Source organism: Pseudanabaena mucicola FACHB-723 (assembly GCF_014696385.1).
Classification (GTDB): domain Bacteria; phylum Cyanobacteriota; class Cyanobacteriia; order Pseudanabaenales; family Pseudanabaenaceae; genus Pseudanabaena.
This window is the reverse complement of sequence record NZ_JACJQB010000005.1, coordinates 24,508-40,230: the sequence shown is the minus strand read 5'-3', so window position 1 is coordinate 40,230 and position 15,723 is coordinate 24,508. Positions and strand designations below refer to the sequence as shown.

Annotated in this window: 13 protein-coding genes; 8 read left to right on the top strand and 5 right to left on the bottom strand. The window is 43.9% G+C overall.

Annotated features, from left to right (window positions below; all coding sequences use genetic code 11):
- Positions 1-38: 38 nt before the first annotated feature.
- Entirely contained in the window at positions 39-1,022 is a 984-nt protein-coding gene (gene thiL / locus H6F41_RS04440) for a thiamine-phosphate kinase (RefSeq protein WP_242022920.1), read from the top strand.
- A gap of 31 nt (positions 1,023-1,053) precedes the next feature.
- Here thiL and bchI read toward each other — a convergent pair whose 3' ends face one another.
- The 4 genes from bchI to H6F41_RS04420 form a co-directional block, all read right to left on the bottom strand.
- On the bottom strand, positions 1,054-2,124 hold the full coding sequence (gene bchI / locus H6F41_RS04435) for a magnesium chelatase ATPase subunit I (protein WP_190402353.1): 1,071 nt from the start codon (positions 2,122-2,124) through the stop codon (positions 1,054-1,056).
- A 146-nt stretch (positions 2,125-2,270) separates the two neighbouring features.
- Positions 2,271-3,323, bottom strand: coding sequence for a M23 family metallopeptidase (locus H6F41_RS04430; RefSeq protein ID WP_190402276.1), 1,053 nt, complete (start codon positions 3,321-3,323; stop codon positions 2,271-2,273).
- A 57-nt stretch (positions 3,324-3,380) separates the two neighbouring features.
- Positions 3,381-4,121, bottom strand: coding sequence for a biotin--[acetyl-CoA-carboxylase] ligase (locus H6F41_RS04425; protein WP_190402275.1), 741 nt, complete (start codon positions 4,119-4,121; stop codon positions 3,381-3,383).
- 24 nt (positions 4,122-4,145) lie between these two features.
- Entirely contained in the window at positions 4,146-4,343 is a 198-nt protein-coding gene (locus tag H6F41_RS04420) for a hypothetical protein (protein WP_190402274.1), read from the bottom strand.
- 147 nt (positions 4,344-4,490) lie between these two features.
- Between H6F41_RS04420 and H6F41_RS04415 the strand changes: the two genes are divergently transcribed.
- Positions 4,491-6,446, top strand: coding sequence for an AAA-like domain-containing protein (locus tag H6F41_RS04415; protein WP_190402273.1), 1,956 nt, complete (start codon positions 4,491-4,493; stop codon positions 6,444-6,446).
- Positions 6,447-6,536: 90 nt separating this feature from the next.
- Complete coding sequence (locus tag H6F41_RS04410) at positions 6,537-9,998, top strand: AAA-like domain-containing protein (protein WP_190402272.1); 3,462 nt, start codon at positions 6,537-6,539, stop codon at positions 9,996-9,998.
- 18 nt (positions 9,999-10,016) lie between these two features.
- Here the strand turns inward: H6F41_RS04410 and H6F41_RS04405 are convergent, their stop codons facing one another.
- The gene (locus tag H6F41_RS04405; RefSeq protein WP_190402271.1) at positions 10,017-10,805 is read right to left on the bottom strand and encodes a TrmH family RNA methyltransferase; all 789 of its coding nucleotides are present in this window, start codon (positions 10,803-10,805) and stop codon (positions 10,017-10,019) included.
- Between the two features lie 255 nt (positions 10,806-11,060).
- On the opposite strand from H6F41_RS04405, the gene H6F41_RS04400 reads away from it, so the two are divergent.
- From H6F41_RS04400 to H6F41_RS04380, 5 genes are all read left to right on the top strand, one after another.
- Positions 11,061-11,462: a DUF4189 domain-containing protein gene (locus tag H6F41_RS04400; RefSeq protein ID WP_190402270.1), complete on the top strand. Its 402-nt coding sequence runs from the start codon at positions 11,061-11,063 to the stop codon at positions 11,460-11,462.
- A 216-nt stretch (positions 11,463-11,678) separates the two neighbouring features.
- The gene (locus H6F41_RS04395; RefSeq protein ID WP_190402269.1) at positions 11,679-12,077 is read left to right on the top strand and encodes a DUF4189 domain-containing protein; all 399 of its coding nucleotides are present in this window, start codon (positions 11,679-11,681) and stop codon (positions 12,075-12,077) included.
- Between the two features lie 34 nt (positions 12,078-12,111).
- Entirely contained in the window at positions 12,112-12,939 is an 828-nt protein-coding gene (locus H6F41_RS04390) for a prepilin peptidase (RefSeq protein WP_190402268.1), read from the top strand.
- A 98-nt stretch (positions 12,940-13,037) separates the two neighbouring features.
- Positions 13,038-14,423, top strand: a complete 1,386-nt coding sequence (locus H6F41_RS04385) for an anthranilate synthase component I (protein ID WP_190402267.1) — start codon at positions 13,038-13,040, stop codon at positions 14,421-14,423.
- Between the two features lie 309 nt (positions 14,424-14,732).
- A complete protein-coding gene (locus tag H6F41_RS04380; protein WP_190402266.1) occupies positions 14,733-15,689 on the top strand; it encodes a hypothetical protein in 957 nt (318 codons plus the stop codon).
- Positions 15,690-15,723 lie beyond the last annotated feature (34 nt).

Below are 15,723 nucleotides of genomic sequence, written 5' to 3'. Positions count from 1 at the left end.
CCTCACCCCTAGCCCCTCTCCCTAAGGTTGAGGGGAATATGGAGAGTATTTTACTAAAAATGACGACAGTTAAAGATTTAGGTGAACAAGGATTGCTGAAAATTTTTCGGCAATATTGTAGCAATGTGGTCGGTGATGATGCTGCGCCCATGGGGGCAACTTTGCCAGAGCATCAGATGGTGGTGACCACTGATATGTTGGTGGATGGTGTGCATTTTAGCGATCGCACTACTAGCTCTGAAGATGTTGGTTGGCGGGCGGCGGCTGTGAATCTATCGGATTTAGCCGCGATGGGGGCGAAGCCTTGGGGATTGGTCATGTCTGTGGGATTAACCCCTGATACTGAAATTAATTGGATTGAAGGGGTATATCGTGGCTTTAGTGAATGTTTACGCACCTACGGCACAGAATTAGTCGGTGGCGATACCGTACGCTCACCGATGCGAACTTTAGCGGTAACTGCCTTTGGACAAGTCCCCAAGGATAACTTAATTCAAAGGCATACGGCTCGGGTTGGTGATGTAATTGTGATGACGGGGCTACATGGTCTGTCTAAGGCAGGTTTAGAGCTGTTATTAGATCAAAATTTAGAGAAAAACAAGGAATTAGTGCAAACAATTTGTCGATATCATCAACGACCCAAACCAAGATTTGATGCGATCGCAATTCTCCACGAAATTCTAAATCATGAGCATTATTTACAAGGTTTTCCAATCTCAGGCATGGATAGCAGCGATGGACTTGCCGATGCGATCGCCCAAATTTGTCGGGCTAGTCATGTGGGTGCAAAAATATATTGGCGCTCATTACCAATCCCGAAAATTATTCGTAATTTAGCAGGCGAGCAGGCGCTCGATTGGGTGCTTTATGGTGGAGAAGATTTTGAACTAGTTTTATGTATGCCTTTGCCCTTGGCAAAAAAATTAGTACATCAGTTACCTCATGCCGCAATTATCGGGGAAATTGTGGAGGGTAATCAAATTGATGGCATCAAAATGCAATCTGCTTTTCAGCATTTCTAATAAAAAAGCCTTGCAACGCAAGGCTTTTTTATTATTCTTCCTCAATTCCAAAAACTTGGTTGAAGGTTTTGAGAACTTTATAACCGTTATCAATAGATTCGAGAGGATCTTTGCGGAGACGGTGACGCAGGCATAGACCGATGACGCGCTTAATGTCATCTACCTCAACTTCTTTGCGACCTTCAAAGGCAGCAATCGCTCTAGCAGCACGGTTGCTGACAATGTCACCACGCAAACCGTCAACATTTAACTCAGAGCAAACTCTAGAAATATTCAAGCGCAGATCTTGAGGGATTTCTACTTCGCCGAGCATGTTTTGCGCTCTGACGATTTTGGCTTGTAGTTCCTCTTGCTCTGTTGAATATTCCTTGAGAAATCCATGGGGATTGCTGTCAAAATTAGTCCGCTCTTCGACCACCCGCACCCGCAATTCTGGCTCACGCACGGTACGAATTTCGGCATACATACCAAAACGGTCAAGCAGTTGGGGACGCAATTCGCCTTCTTCGGGGTTGCCAGAGCCAACTAGGACAAAGCGGGCAGGGTGACGGATGGAGATACCTTCGCGCTCAACGGTGTTCCAGCCTGAAGCCGCCGAGTCTAACAACACATCGACAAGGTGATCATCGAGGAGGTTGACCTCATCAATATAGAGAATGCCGCGATTTGCCTTGGCAAGTAGTCCGAGTTCAAAGGCTTTAACACCTTCAGATAATGCCTTTTCAATATCGATTGTGCCGCAAACACGGTCTTCGGTTGCGCCGAGAGGCAAGTCCACCATGATCACTTGCTTGGTGGTCACAGGCAAAGTTTCGCCATTGGCAACACGGCGGCGCACTTCTTCACTCTGGAGATCGCCGTCGGTAGGATGGCTGCTAAAGGGATCGTCAGCGACAACTTCGATTTCGGGTAAGAGGTCGGCAAGGGCGCGAACGGTTGTGGATTTGCCCGTACCGCGATCGCCCATTACCATCACCCCACCGATTTTGGGATCGATGACGTTGAGCAACAGGGCGAGCTTCATCTCTTCCTGTCCGATCACGGCGGTGAAAGGAAATACAGGTCGTCTTGTCGTTGTGGTTGGTTTAATGGGAGTTGCAATCAAGGTTTTTTAAATTTTGGATCGATAAGTGGGTCACTCTAGCCAATATACCGCTTTTCATCTCCCAAAAGAATAAGCCCCAAAGCTTTAGCACTTCTTACTTACTTTGAAAGACTGTCTGCGGCAGTCTTTCAAAAAATTGATTTTTAAGCTTTGCTAGGTGAACCTTGCGATTGCGCTAGGTATTTTTGCAGTTGTTCCATGGCTAAAATTAACTGTGGCGTGGGATCGATTGCCACTAGACCATCTTGCATCTTTTGCCAAATCTCAAAGTGGAGGTGGGGGCCAGTTGCCATACCTGTGCTACCAACTAGACCGATCACAGTTCCCTGCTTGACCTCTTGACCTTCTTTAACGAGCACTTCTGACAGGTGGGCATAGCGAGTTTCATGGGTATCACCATGGGAAATGACGACAATCAGTCCATAACCGCCCAGCCATCCCGCAATTTCCACACGACCACTAAAGGACGCGACCACAGGAGTTCCTTCTGGAGCAGCTAAGTCTGTACCTTGGTGGAAGCGCACCTGTCCTGTGACGGGATGGACACGACTGCCAAAGATGGAACTAATGATAGAGGGAGCAATTAAGGGGAACAGCATTTGCTTATCGCCATTACTGGGTAAGCTCATGGCGGCAATTTCTTTTTCAGTGAGGCGGCGTACTTGCACTGCCGTTTCACCCGATGCGGCTGCATACAATACGCCACCATCGTTGGTTGCATATTGATATTGAGAATTAGCACGATTTTGTTGTTTGGCTGCGATCGCAATTTCAGGATTACATAGAGCCGCATCTCGCTCCATGAGGCTGCTAGCCTTGAATTTACAACCAGTTGAGCGATTTTCTAAGATAATTTCAGGCTCTGACTCAGTAACAGTGATAGGGCGTGAGTTTACCTGCGAATTAGTCTGAATATTTACCTGTACAGGTGGTGGAGCAATTGCTTGGCTATTGTCAATTTTGTCATTTGCCGTAAAGCCCGCATTATTTTCAATTTTAATGTCGACAACATCACTGGCAGGAGTATTGACCGCAGCAGGTTCAGATGTCATTGTGGAGGAAGGCTGCGATACCGAGATATCTGGGGAAATGGCTGACTTGGTAGCGGCGTATGCTGAGCTAACTGATAGATAGCTAGTTGTGGAGAAACACAGCAAAGTAGCTAGGGTGAGCGTAGAAAGTGTCGATTTTCGCATAGTTAAGTCTATAAATTTTTGAGATTTGGCAAGGCTACATCAATACAGATGTATTTCTCAATAACCAACAGAAAAAGCTTGGGGCTGATAGACCGCTTGCTGGCGATCGCTTTCCCATATTACTACTAGTTCGCCTGTTGCCCTTATGTCGATTATTTGACCGTGAAGTTCCCGTCCGTCAACTATTTTCCGAATATTGCGATCGCAAAGCATCTGTAAATATTCAGCTAAAATGCCGTCCATACCCTCACGGTTGCTGCGATTTTGCCCTAGAGCAATGCCCTCTAGCACTACGTCAATGAGTTCATCCATGCTCGATAGAGTAGTTGGCAGCTCACCAATTGCGATCGCACCTTCAGGTACTTCATTAGTCCAATTAATGCCGATCCCCACCACGGCATAATCGATCTTTCCTGCCTCAATTCTGGTTTCCGTAAGGATACCGCCCACCTTACGACGCTCAATTAATAGGTCGTTGAGCCACTTCAACCTCACATTTGCACCGACTTCCTGCAATTTTTTAGCAATGCCCCAAGCACTCCATAGCGTAATCTGATGGGCATTAATCGCCGCTAAATCTACCCGCAAAATTACGGACATAAACAATCCGCCCAATTCGGACTGCCAGTGATGACCGCGTTGACCTCGACCTTTGGTTTGGCGCTTGGCAATAATTACGGTTTGATGTGGATCGGTATGGCTTGCTTCAGAACGATCATGATCAATTAGTCGCCATGCCTCACTATTCGTTGAGTCAAGTTCTGCATATCTAATGACCTTAAATCCTGAAGCAAGCATATCTAAACTTCTCTAAACTTCCATCTAGCTGCGGGTTACGACTGCCTCAACGGTTGCCGTCTGCTTGCCAGTGGTTGCCTCAGTATTCACCTCGGTAATTGCCCAGCGCAAGGGTTGCCCATGCTGAGCCAGTTGTTGCTCAACATCAGCGATGAGATTTTTGGCGATCGCATCTTGATTCTCGTTGATTTCTACTTCGGCGGTTATGAAATGTGTAGTCATGACGTTTAATCTTTTATGTAACAACTGAGTAATGTTCTAGTTTATAGATATATCAGCAGACATACAAATCAAGTCATTATTTATTAATTTATTGATCGCGCTATGATTGTGACAGATGTTACTAAATTTTTTAAGTAATGACACACCATGACCACCACAAAGATTATTCTTGCGGGTAGATATCAAATTGTAAAACCGCTTGGTGGTGGTGGTTTTGGCAGGACTTTTTTGGCGCGAGATCTGCAACTACCCAATCAACCTGCCTGTGTGGTCAAACAACTAAGACCTAAAGTTCAGAATGAAGCAGATCTTGCGATCGCAAAACGTCTGTTTGATAGTGAAGCCAAAACTCTCCATAACTTAGGTAATCATGATCAGATCCCAAGGCTATTCGCACATTTTGAACAAGCAGGCAAGTTTTATCTAGTACAGGAATTTATTGAAGGTTACACCCTTGCTCAAGAGCTAAGTAATGGTCATACATGGAGCCAAAAAGAATTAATTTTGGCGATGTGGGACATCTTGCAAGTTTTAGCATTTGTGCATAAATCACAGGTGATTCATCGAGATATTAAACCTGCCAATTTAATTCGCCGTAGTCGCGATCGCAAAATTGCCCTGATTGACTTTGGCGCAGTTAAAGCTTTATCCAGTGATTTTAGTGATTTTTGGGAAATTTCAGAAAAAGATAGTAAAGTCGCTAACACAATTGTGATTGGCTCCCCTGTATACACCCCTAGCGAGCAATTAGGAGGTAATCCCCAATTCTGTAGCGATGTTTATGCATTGGGAATTATGTGCTTACAGTCCTATACAGGTCTATCACTTAAGGAACTTCCCAAGGATCCACAAACCAATGAATATTTGTCTGCGCTGGCAGTAGCAAAAGTTAATCGACCAATCAATACAGGAATAGCCGCAATCATCGACAAGATGTTGCGCTATGACTATCGGCAACGCTTCAAAGATGCCACAGAGACATTGCAAGCCCTAGAAAAATTACTAAAGATGGGGAATACTGCCCCAGTTACCAACCAGACTGCCCCTGCGTTTCAGTTAGAAGAACCAGAAGGTCAGCTTGAGGTCAAATCTGCTTTCTATATGCAACGTCCACCCATCGAAACCGACTGTTGCGAAATGATGCTGCGGCCAGGTTCTCTAATTCGCATTAAAGCACCACGGCAAATGGGAAAATCATCACTATTATCACGCACTCTTTCCTTAGCTAAATTTAAGGGATATCAGGTTGCCCATCTCTACTTCCAGCAAGCTGATAGTGATATTTTTGACGATCTGGATTTGTTTTTGCGGTGGCTCTGCACCAGTATTGCCTTAGAGTTAGACCTAGATGACAATCTAGAACCCTATTGGCAAGGGGTCTTAGGCAGTAAAAATAAATGCACCAAATATTTCCAGCGTTATCTTTTAACTGCTAGAGATTCGCCTTTAGTGTTGGGTTTAGATGATGTGGATTTAATTTTTCAATATCCGAAGATTTCTTCAGATTTCTTTGGACTATTACGAGCATGGCATGAAAAGGCAAAGAACGAAGATATTTGGAAAAAACTAAGACTAGTGATTGTTCATTCCAAAGAAGTTTATATTCCTCTCAATGTCAATCAATCTCCCTTTAATGTGGGTTTGCCAATTGACTTACCCGAATTCAATCTCTCGCAAATCACAGATCTCGTATATTGCCATCAATTAGCTTGGACACCAGCGCAAATAGAGCATCTCCAGAAACTGACAGGTGGTCATCCCTATCTAGTTAGACAAGCTCTTTATCAAATTGCGAGAGGTAGAATTGATTGGGAAAATTTACTAGAATTAGCGCCTACTGAGGAAGGAATTTATGCCGATCATCTGCGTCGCCAGTTAGGTATTTTGAAAGAAGATCCTGCCTTGCTTGAGGTCTATCAATCTTTGGTGCAGAGTGCTCAACCCTTGCAAATAGATAGTCAGTTTGCTTTTAAACTACGCAGCATTGGGCTAATCAAATTTTCAGGTAATAAAGTTCTGCCAATGTGCCAGTTGTACTATCAATATTTCCGACAATATTTCCGACAAAATCAAAATATCCAAAATCAAAATATAAGTAGTTAAGCCGATTTAAAAAATAAAACCAAAGCTTGTGCTACCCGTTATGTGCTCGGAAAAGCTTCTAGATTTTTAAGTTTACTTATAAGGCAATTGATGAGCGAGGAAAAGCATTCAAATTATTTATACCAAGTTGGTGGCAGTCTATCTCCTGATGCACCAACTTATGTGGAGCGACAAGCTGATAGCGAGCTTTATGAAAGCCTAAAAGCAGGTGAATTCTGTTATATTCTGAACTCGCGACAGATGGGCAAGTCTAGTTTGCGCGTCCGCACCATGAGGCGTTTGCAAGAAGAGAATTTTACCTGTGCGGCTGTGGATATCACTGCGATCGGTACATCTGATATTAATCCCGAACAATGGTATGCAGGGTTAATCGACAGCATCGTTAGTAGCCTCAATTTATATAGTTCTTTCGATTTAGAAGAATGGTGGGAAGCGAACCGATTAATTTCCCCTGTACAGCGTTTTGGCAAGTTTCTCGACGAGGTTTTACTTCAGCGAATTTCTACGCCGATTGTCCTATTTATTGATGAAATTGATAGCATTCTTAGTCTAAACTTTCCTGTGGATGACTTTTTTGCATTAATTCGTGAATCATTCAATCGCCGCGCCGATCATGATGTCTATAAGCGTTTGACTTTTGCTTTGTTTGGGGTAGCGACACCTTCTGATCTGATTCGTGATAAACAGAGGACTCCTTTTAATATTGGGAGAGCGATTGAGCTAAGAGGATTTCAACTAAGGGAGGCGAAACCTTTACTGCGTGGATTATTGAGGAAATCGCACAATCCTATAGCTGTTCTCAAGGCGTTGATTGCCTATACAGGGGGGCAGCCATTCCTGATGCAAAAAATCTGTCAATTGATCATGAATTCACCAGATCTAGTCCCGATAAATCATGAGTTGATCTGGGTGAATAATTTACTGAAGTCCAAAGTTATTGAGAATTGGGAAATCCATGATCAGCCTGAGCATTTCAAAACAATTCGCGATCGCATTCTTTGGAGTAGTGAAAATCGGCAGGGGAAATTGCTGGGGCTATATCAACAAATCTTGCACTCAGAACCATCCGCGAAAAAACGGGAATGGGGAATTATTGCTGATGATAGTCCTGAGCAAACAGAATTACGAATTACGGGGTTAGTGGTCAAACGAGATGGAAAATTACGAGTTTACAACCCCATCTATGCCGCAATTTTTAATCAAAACTGGGTGAATCAAGCCCTAGCAAATTTGCGTCCCTATGGCGAGTCATTCAAAGCTTGGGTGGACTCCAACTATCAAGATGAATCTCGATTACTGCGGGGGCAAGCACTCCAAGATGCTCTCATATGGGCAGCCAATAAAAACCTGAGCAATCATGATTATCAATTCTTTTCAGCAAGCCAAGATCTGGAAAAACGAGAAGTGGAAGTTGCGCTTGTGGCTCAAGAGGAAGCCAATCAAATCCTCGCCATGGCAAAACAAAGATTAGAAAATACTTTGGTGGCAGAGCAGGAGGCAAAGGTAAGATTGGTCGAGATGCAAAAGCAGATGCAGGCAAGTTTGATGCAGGCAGAAGTGGTGCTAAAAAGTGCATCAGCAAAGGCGACTTTCATCCTCAATCAACACTTTGAAGCCTTAATAGAAGCTGTAGATGCTTGCAAACAACTACAGCTTCTAGAAGAATTTACGGGCGAGAGAGCAAATCTGAGAATGCATGGAATTACGGCTTTGCATCAAGTTATTTACAACATTCGTGAATACAACCATTTGCTAGGACATTTAGATACAGTCACTTGTATTGCAATCCATCCTAGTGATCGTCTGATTGCATCGGGTAGTAGCGATCGCACAATTAAACTTTGGGATAGCCAAGGCAATCTCTGTCAAGTCCTTAGTGGTCATACCAACTGGATTACCAGCCTTAGTTTTAGTAGTACAGGGCAATATCTAGTATCTGCAAGTCGTGATGGCACGATCCGAGTTTGGCGCATTAATCGGATTACAGGGTTGTATGCAGATGAGCCAATCAAAATCCTGAAAGAGCATGAAGCACCAGTATTAGCAGTGAGATTTAGTCCTACTAATTCCATGTTTGTCTCCTGTGGTGAAGACACCAAAATTAGATTATGGAGCGAAGATGGAACTTTGCTCCAAACCTTTAAAGATGGACATCATAAGTGGGTAACCTGTCTTTGTTTTAGTCCTGATGGCGAGTTTATCGTTACAGGCAGTGCCGATCGCACATTAATCGTTTGGCATATCTCAGGCAAAATCGTCCAAACCTTTAAAGCCCACGACAGCTTTATCGAAGATGTCGATATTTCCCCCTCTGGCAGAATTATTGCATCTGCAAGTCGTGGACGTACTATTAAGCTATGGAATATGCAAGGAAAACTACTCAATCGATTAGATGGTCATGCTGACAAAGTTTTAGGTGTGCGCTTTCATCCTATTGAGCAATCTCTTGTGTCTGTGAGTAGCGATCGCACAATTAAGGTATGGGATTTACGCGGCAATCTGTGCCAAACAATCTTTGGTCACAAAGGTGGAGTAAATAGTTTGAGTTGGAATTCTCAGGGCAGTATTTTGCTGACAGGGGGGCAAGATACCATGATTAAATTTTGGCGAAATAAAGGTAATGCGCCCACCAATGTGGCAGCCCATAAAAGTGAAATCAATTGCCTTGATTTTAGTGCTGATAATCAATGGATTGCGACTGCGAGTAGTGACTGTACAATTAAGATCTGGTCAGTGGCTGAGGCTAAACCAGTAATGGTCATGACAGGACATAAAGAGCAAGTAAACAGTGTCTGTTTTAGTCCCGATCATCGTTTGTTGTTGTCGGTGAGTAGCGATCGTGCTATTAAGATTTGGGATACGAAGGGGAATTTACGCAAAAGTATTTATAAGGAACATGAAGGCACAATCTACAGTGTGGGGTTTCGTAGTGATAGTGAGATATTTGCCTCTGCAAGTGGTGATGGAACTGTGAAGATATGGACTAAAGAAGGAGAATGGTTACATACATTAGTCGGTCATGCCAATGCCGTTTATCACGTTTGCTTTAGTCCCGATGGCAATATGATTGCTACGGCGAGCCAAGATAAAACCGTGAAACTATGGCATTGGGATGGAACCTTGCTAAATACCCTCATGGGGCATACAGGTGAAGTCTATAGCGTTTGTTTTAGTCCTGATAGTAAGACTGTGGCAAGTAGTAGCAAAGATGCCAGTATCAAGTTATGGAATATCGATGGCAAGTTATTAAGGACTTTAAATGAACATAGTGCTGAAGTGCGAAGTATTTGTTTTAGCCCTGATGGTAATGCCTTAGCCTCAGGCAGTCATGATTGCACCGCCAAGATTTGGAGTTTTGATGGCAAAGAATTGCTCACATTGTCAGACCAACAAAATGCACCGATTAAGAGCGTTAGTTTTAGTCCTGATGGTGATATTCTTGCGATCGCAAATAGCGCTGGCAAGTTAACTTTCTGGGATTTTAATTTAGATCGGCTTATGGAAATGGGAAATAGTTGGATGCAAGATTATTTGGCTACCCATGAAACCTGAGCATTGAGGTGGTTCCGTTTATGACTGCGTGCGTTGACGCTTGGCTTCATAAAGCAATAGGGCAGCACAAATTGCCACATTCAGAGATTCCACGCGATCGCTTTGGGGAATGGATACGGATTCGTCGGCTAGCTCGATTAACTCTTGCGATAATCCATTACCTTCATTGCCCAGCAAAATCACAGTGGGTTTTGTAAAGTCATAGTCCCAATAGGTTTTTGATGCATTTGCCATCGTTGCAATCACGGTCACACCCTGTGACTGGAGCTGGCGCAGGTCTTCAGCAAGATCTGTAGAAGTTTGCATGGCACAGCGAAACCATTGACCTGCGGTGGCGCGAATGATTTTGGGGTTAGTTAAATCAACACTGTCGCTACTGATCAGCATTCCATCAGTGCCTACAGCCACTGCCGAGCGCACAATTGCGCCAATATTGCCGGGGTCTTGAATGGTTTCGAGAGCTAGACCCAAGGTCTTGATTTGAGCGACCTCTCGTGATGGTAATAATGCTGCGGCAATTGCACCGTCAGGATTTTTGGTGGTTGCGATCGCAGATAGGACTTCTTCAGAAACAATTTCTAGCTTTTCGATTTCCTCAAGCGCTTCAATTTGGTCATACAGGTCTGGATGAGTCGCAATCCACTTTTCGGTACAACAAACGATAGAGATTGGATAGGCAGTTGCGATCGCTTCAGTGATTGCATGGGTTCCTTCGATCAAAAATAGCCCTTGTTCGCGGCGATCCTTGGCACTTTCACCGAGCGATCGCAATTGTTTGACTAATAGATTTTTGGTACTGGTGAGCAACTGCTGGTTCCTAGACTAAATATGATTGGCTTTATTTTAAACCATAGCAAAGCACCAACCCCAATAAGCAAGTAGCAGCGCTTTGCGCCGCTACTTATTTAAAAACTAATGCGATGGGTCAAGGCTCTAAGGGTTTATCGATTCAGGTTTTCAGCTTCATGTCCATACTTTAAAATATGTCACCAGCCTATAGCTAGAGGGGTAACATAGAAGTAGAGGGCTGTGGTAATGACTCCCTAAGGAGGGTTGCTGGTTATGCCTAAGAACTTTTGGAAATCTGTGATTATTGCTGCGGCTGTGATCATCCCGACTGTCTCCGTCGGAGCATTGCAAGCGACAGCCCAAAGCTTTGGTGCGATCGCCAGATCGCCAACAACTGAAGACAAGGGTTACTCTTGGAATTTTCGTCATCGCCTTGCGGCAGAATATCGAGCTTTAAGCGAATGTGAAAGTATCTCTGGTGCGGGAGATTGTGAAGTCTTGATTTGGGCAAGGAATGCCTGTATGTCAATCTCTGAAGCTACTAATGGCGCAGCAGGAACTGGCTGGTCAGCCGATGAATATGAAGCAGAAATCATTGCTGACGAAGTTTGTCGTGACTTTGGTGGCAGAGGCTGTTCGACAACGCGCACTATTTGCTTGCCCTATTACAAGTGATCTATTGCTCTATCCAAAACTCAAGAAGTGAGTTGCGGCGAGAAGTGCCGCAACTCACTTCTTGGGCCTTATGTCCGATTCTCGCTTAGCGAGCGGCACAGTCTATATGTTTAGTTTTACGATATGCAAACAGAGTTTATTAAGCTTTGGGTCGCAGGGTAAGATAACCACTACAAGGCTGTAACGAAGAATCAGTAAAGAAAGGGTAGGTTAATTATGGCTAAAAGTTTCTGGAATTCATTGATGATCGCTGCTGCTGTAATCGTGCCAACTGTTTCGGTGGGGGCAATAGAAGCAGTTGCTCAGGTTAGTTATGGTGCGATTTCGCGATCGCCATCGACTCAAGATAAAGGTTATTCTTGGAATTATCGGACTCGTGCGGCTGCCGAAAATCGGGCTTTGAACGAATGTGAAAGTATTTCTGGTGCAGGAGATTGCGAAGTTTTGATTTGGACAAGAAATGCCTGTATGTCTCTCTCGGAGGCGAGTAATGGTGCAGCGGGAACAGGATGGGCAGTTGAAGAATACAGAGCTGAGAGCATTGCCAATGAAGTATGTAGTGATTTTGGTGGTGATGATTGTTCGATAACTCGCACAATTTGTTTACCATATTAAGCAATTGCCAACTGAGTAAAATCTCTTTAATCTTTTGCTATTTATTGAATCTCTGTTTTTACAATGCTTTGCGATCGCAATTGGAGCCTGTATTGGTAGCTTCTTAAATGTGGTCGTTTATCGAGTGCCTGCGGGACTATCAATTCTCTATCCACCTTCGCGTTGTCCGCATTGCTTGCGTCAGCTTGCTCCCCGCGACAACATTCCGATCATTGGCTGGTTTCTAATTAAGGGTAAATGCCGTTATTGCCATACACCGATCTCATGGCGCTATCCTGCGATCGAGGCAATGACGGCATTTTTGTTTTGGGGTTTAGCAGCTTGCTTTGGAACTTCAACACCAGTTTTAATTCTTTGCTTTTATGCCGCATTTCTCAGTTGGTTATTGGTGCTTGCCTTAATTGACTGCGACACGATGACTTTACCTAATTCCTTGACCCAATCAGGATTAGTATTGGGAATTATTTATCAAATTAGTCTCGCGACTATCACTCATAGCGATCGCAGTGCTTTGCCCAAATTGCTACTATTTGGGATTGGCGGAGCCGTATTGGGCATATGGCTACTGGATATCATGCGAATTGCAGGACGGTTTTTTCTCCAAAAGGAAGCCATGGGTGGCGGTGATCCCAAACTCGCGGCGATGATTGGAATGTGGCTCGGTTGGGAAAATGTACTGCTCACCATGCTGATTGCGGCGGCAGTTGGTACTGTAGTTGGGCTAATTACCATCCTGTTTAAAAACTCCGATCGTCAGCAACCGATCCCTTTTGGTCCATTTTTAGCCTTTGGCGCAGCTATATCTCTATTTTTTGGTAAAACTATCCTTACGACCTATCTGGGCTGGTTTGGGCTAGCTTAGCTTGTGCTATCCGCATAGCCCACAGCACAAGTTTTTAGGTTTTATGCTTGGGGGTTAATGCTTTAATTAACATCATTGCAAATTTATCAAATCTCTCTATGACCGATTGGTTGTGGCTTCAGCGCTCCCTCTCTTCCGACTCGACTCCCTCTTTGACAGGTGCAGACCTGTGGGAAGCTCTCTACATTGATGAACCTGTTACGGTTTTGCTCGAAAGCCCTGCCACAGTCCCATCTAAACTAGCTCGCTATTCCATCGCCGCAGGAAAGCCACGCCAGATCTGGACTCCGCCATTGGGAGAGATTTTGCCATGTTTAGAAAATTTGCGATCGCAAATGCAAGCATCTCATCATGCTCAACCAGCTTTACCCGATCATTTACCCTTTACAGGCGGATATTTGGGATGGCTAGGCTATGACCTTGCTTGGGAAATTGAGCATTTGCCCTATACCAAGCCTGACACTCTGCCCTTTCCTGTTGCCTTTTGGTATGAGCCATCTAGTTTTGCGATCATCGATCATCAGACGCAGGATGTTTGGCTTGCGGCTAGCGATCACCATGAGCTGACTGAATTGAACGAAAGCTTAACTGACTATCTAAAGCATTCAAAATCCCAAAAGGATGCTACTCCTCTAAAGTTCTCCGTAGATTCTGCTGATCATTCCCAAACCACCTACTCGCCATCGCAGCAAGGCTATGAGGAAATGGTGGAAACTGCAAAACAGCATATCTATGCAGGGGATATCTTTCAAGCTAATCTCTCGATGCGTTTTGGTCATCCTTGGCAAGCGGACGGATGGCAACTATACCGACATTTACAAAAGATTAATCCTTCTCCCTTTGCCAGTTATTGGCGCACCGATTGGGGAGAAGTGATAAGTGTTTCCCCTGAGCGACTGGTTAGCCTCCGTAATCGCCATGCAGAGACACGCCCGATCGCGGGTACAAGACCACGCGGCAAAACCGATCAGCAAGATTTGGCTTTTGAGAAGGAGTTACTAGCCTGCACCAAGGAACAGGCGGAACATATTATGCTGGTCGATTTGGAGCGGAATGATTTGGGACGTGTTTGTGACTGGGGAACGGTCACCGTTGATGAACTGCTCACCATTGAGCGCTATAGCCATGTGATGCACCTAGTTAGTAATGTCGTTGGTACATTACGTTGCGATCGCAATTTCGTTGATTTAATTCGGGCAACTTTTCCGGGGGGGACGATTACGGGTTGCCCTAAGGTTCGTTGTATGGAAATTGTGGAAAGTCTAGAACCACAAAGGCGTAGTCTTTTCTATGGCTCTTGCGGTTATATCGACCGACGAGGCAATATGGATTTGAATATTTTGATTCGGACTTTATTGAAAGCCGATGGCCACATTTGGGGGCAGGTGGGCGCAGGTATCGTTGCTGATAGTATTTGCGATCGCGAATGGCGCGAATCACTTCAAAAAGCTCAAGCTCAATTGGCTGCCCTTGGTTTGATTTAATAAGCGAGATGCGGCAACGATTTCCATCGTCATCACTTCACTATTGCTTAAGGTTGGCTCAAACCCTTTGTTTTTTAATTGCGCCCAGATACTTATAGAAAACATAATTCTCGCTGCTACTTCCGTTAGTTCTATTTCCTAAAACTCTTGGCTGTGCGTTTTTTTGCAGTTTCTTAGTTGTACAACACATTGTTTTTCATGTTTTATAGCAGGAATGCCTTGATAATGGCACTTTTCCCACTTCCGTAACGAGATAAAAAATGTATAAATGAAATGAGTTTATACCATTGTCAATTGTGCAAAATAACGATGAATAAAAACTCCCGAGGCAAAGTAATTAATTTGTCTTCTCTTCTGATCTTTTCAATTTTTTTGTTTCTGCCAAGTAGTCCAAGTTTAGCTCTAACGACATACAACAACACTAATGGCAATGTGACATGGGGCAATAATCCAGACAACAATCAAGAGCCAATAGTTGATATAGTTCCACCAGCCTCAAAAGAACTTGTTAGTGGAGAAGTTGTTCCAACCGCTATAAGATTTAACTGGACAAAAGGTGAATTTGATCCAGTCACTAAGAAATCTATTCCTCATCCTGAATACGAAGTTTTTTATGACTCGAATGAAGATCCTCTAAATAGTAAGAGATATACATTTACTATACCCAAGGATAAATCAATTACTGATTGGACACAAACTATTCGTATAGGCAATGGGAAAGAAGGACAAGGAGGATCTACTACAGTTTATGGTGGTAATATTATTCAGGAGAGTCCTTGGCAATTTAGACCTCTGAGTGAACTACCTGATAAAGCTTGGCGAATTCCAGATGTAGCTCCTCTTGACCCACCTGCTGACTTGACTATCTACACCGCTGTAAACTTAGGTCTTTATATTTCTAAAAATCCTAATGGCTTCTTAAATGGAAATTGGTCTGTAGGTCAAACTCTTGACACAATTGGAGTCACCATTGTAAATGGTAGAGTCGCTGGTCTAGAAGGAATTTATTTTTCAACCTCTGATTTTACTTTTGACCCAAATTCTGAAACTGGATGGGTTCCAATTGATGGCGATTCAGCATGGCTAAACAGTTTGAGTTTTCAATCAGAGAATGGAGCCTTGTACATTCCCTCTGAGCATAGTAAATCAGTTCCCGTACCATCCTCTGTTCTAGGAACATTAGCCTTTGGTGCTTTCGCTACAGGTTCGGTTCTAAAGCGCAAATTGAAGCAAAAGAAATTAGCTAAGCTAAAGTTAGTTGCCTGATTGGGTGCGATTCAGATCTCTGGATTTTAAATAC

Bases quoted from the DNA above. Each gene is read 5' to 3' on its own strand.
- thiL (WP_242022920.1), top strand. From the start codon at position 39: ATGGAGAGTATTTTACTAAAAATGACGACAGTTAAAGATTTAGGTGAA.
- H6F41_RS04430 (WP_190402276.1), bottom strand. From the start codon at position 3,323: ATGCGAAAATCGACACTTTCTACGCTCACCCTAGCTACTTTGCTGTGT.
- H6F41_RS04425 (WP_190402275.1), bottom strand. From the start codon at position 4,121: ATGCTTGCTTCAGGATTTAAGGTCATTAGATATGCAGAACTTGACTCA.
- H6F41_RS04420 (WP_190402274.1), bottom strand. From the start codon at position 4,343: ATGACTACACATTTCATAACCGCCGAAGTAGAAATCAACGAGAATCAA.
- H6F41_RS04415 (WP_190402273.1), top strand. From the start codon at position 4,491: ATGACCACCACAAAGATTATTCTTGCGGGTAGATATCAAATTGTAAAA.
- H6F41_RS04410 (WP_190402272.1), top strand. From the start codon at position 6,537: ATGAGCGAGGAAAAGCATTCAAATTATTTATACCAAGTTGGTGGCAGT.
- H6F41_RS04400 (WP_190402270.1), top strand. From the start codon at position 11,061: ATGCCTAAGAACTTTTGGAAATCTGTGATTATTGCTGCGGCTGTGATC.
- H6F41_RS04395 (WP_190402269.1), top strand. From the start codon at position 11,679: ATGGCTAAAAGTTTCTGGAATTCATTGATGATCGCTGCTGCTGTAATC.
- H6F41_RS04385 (WP_190402267.1), top strand. From the start codon at position 13,038: ATGACCGATTGGTTGTGGCTTCAGCGCTCCCTCTCTTCCGACTCGACT.
- H6F41_RS04380 (WP_190402266.1), top strand. From the start codon at position 14,733: ATGAATAAAAACTCCCGAGGCAAAGTAATTAATTTGTCTTCTCTTCTG.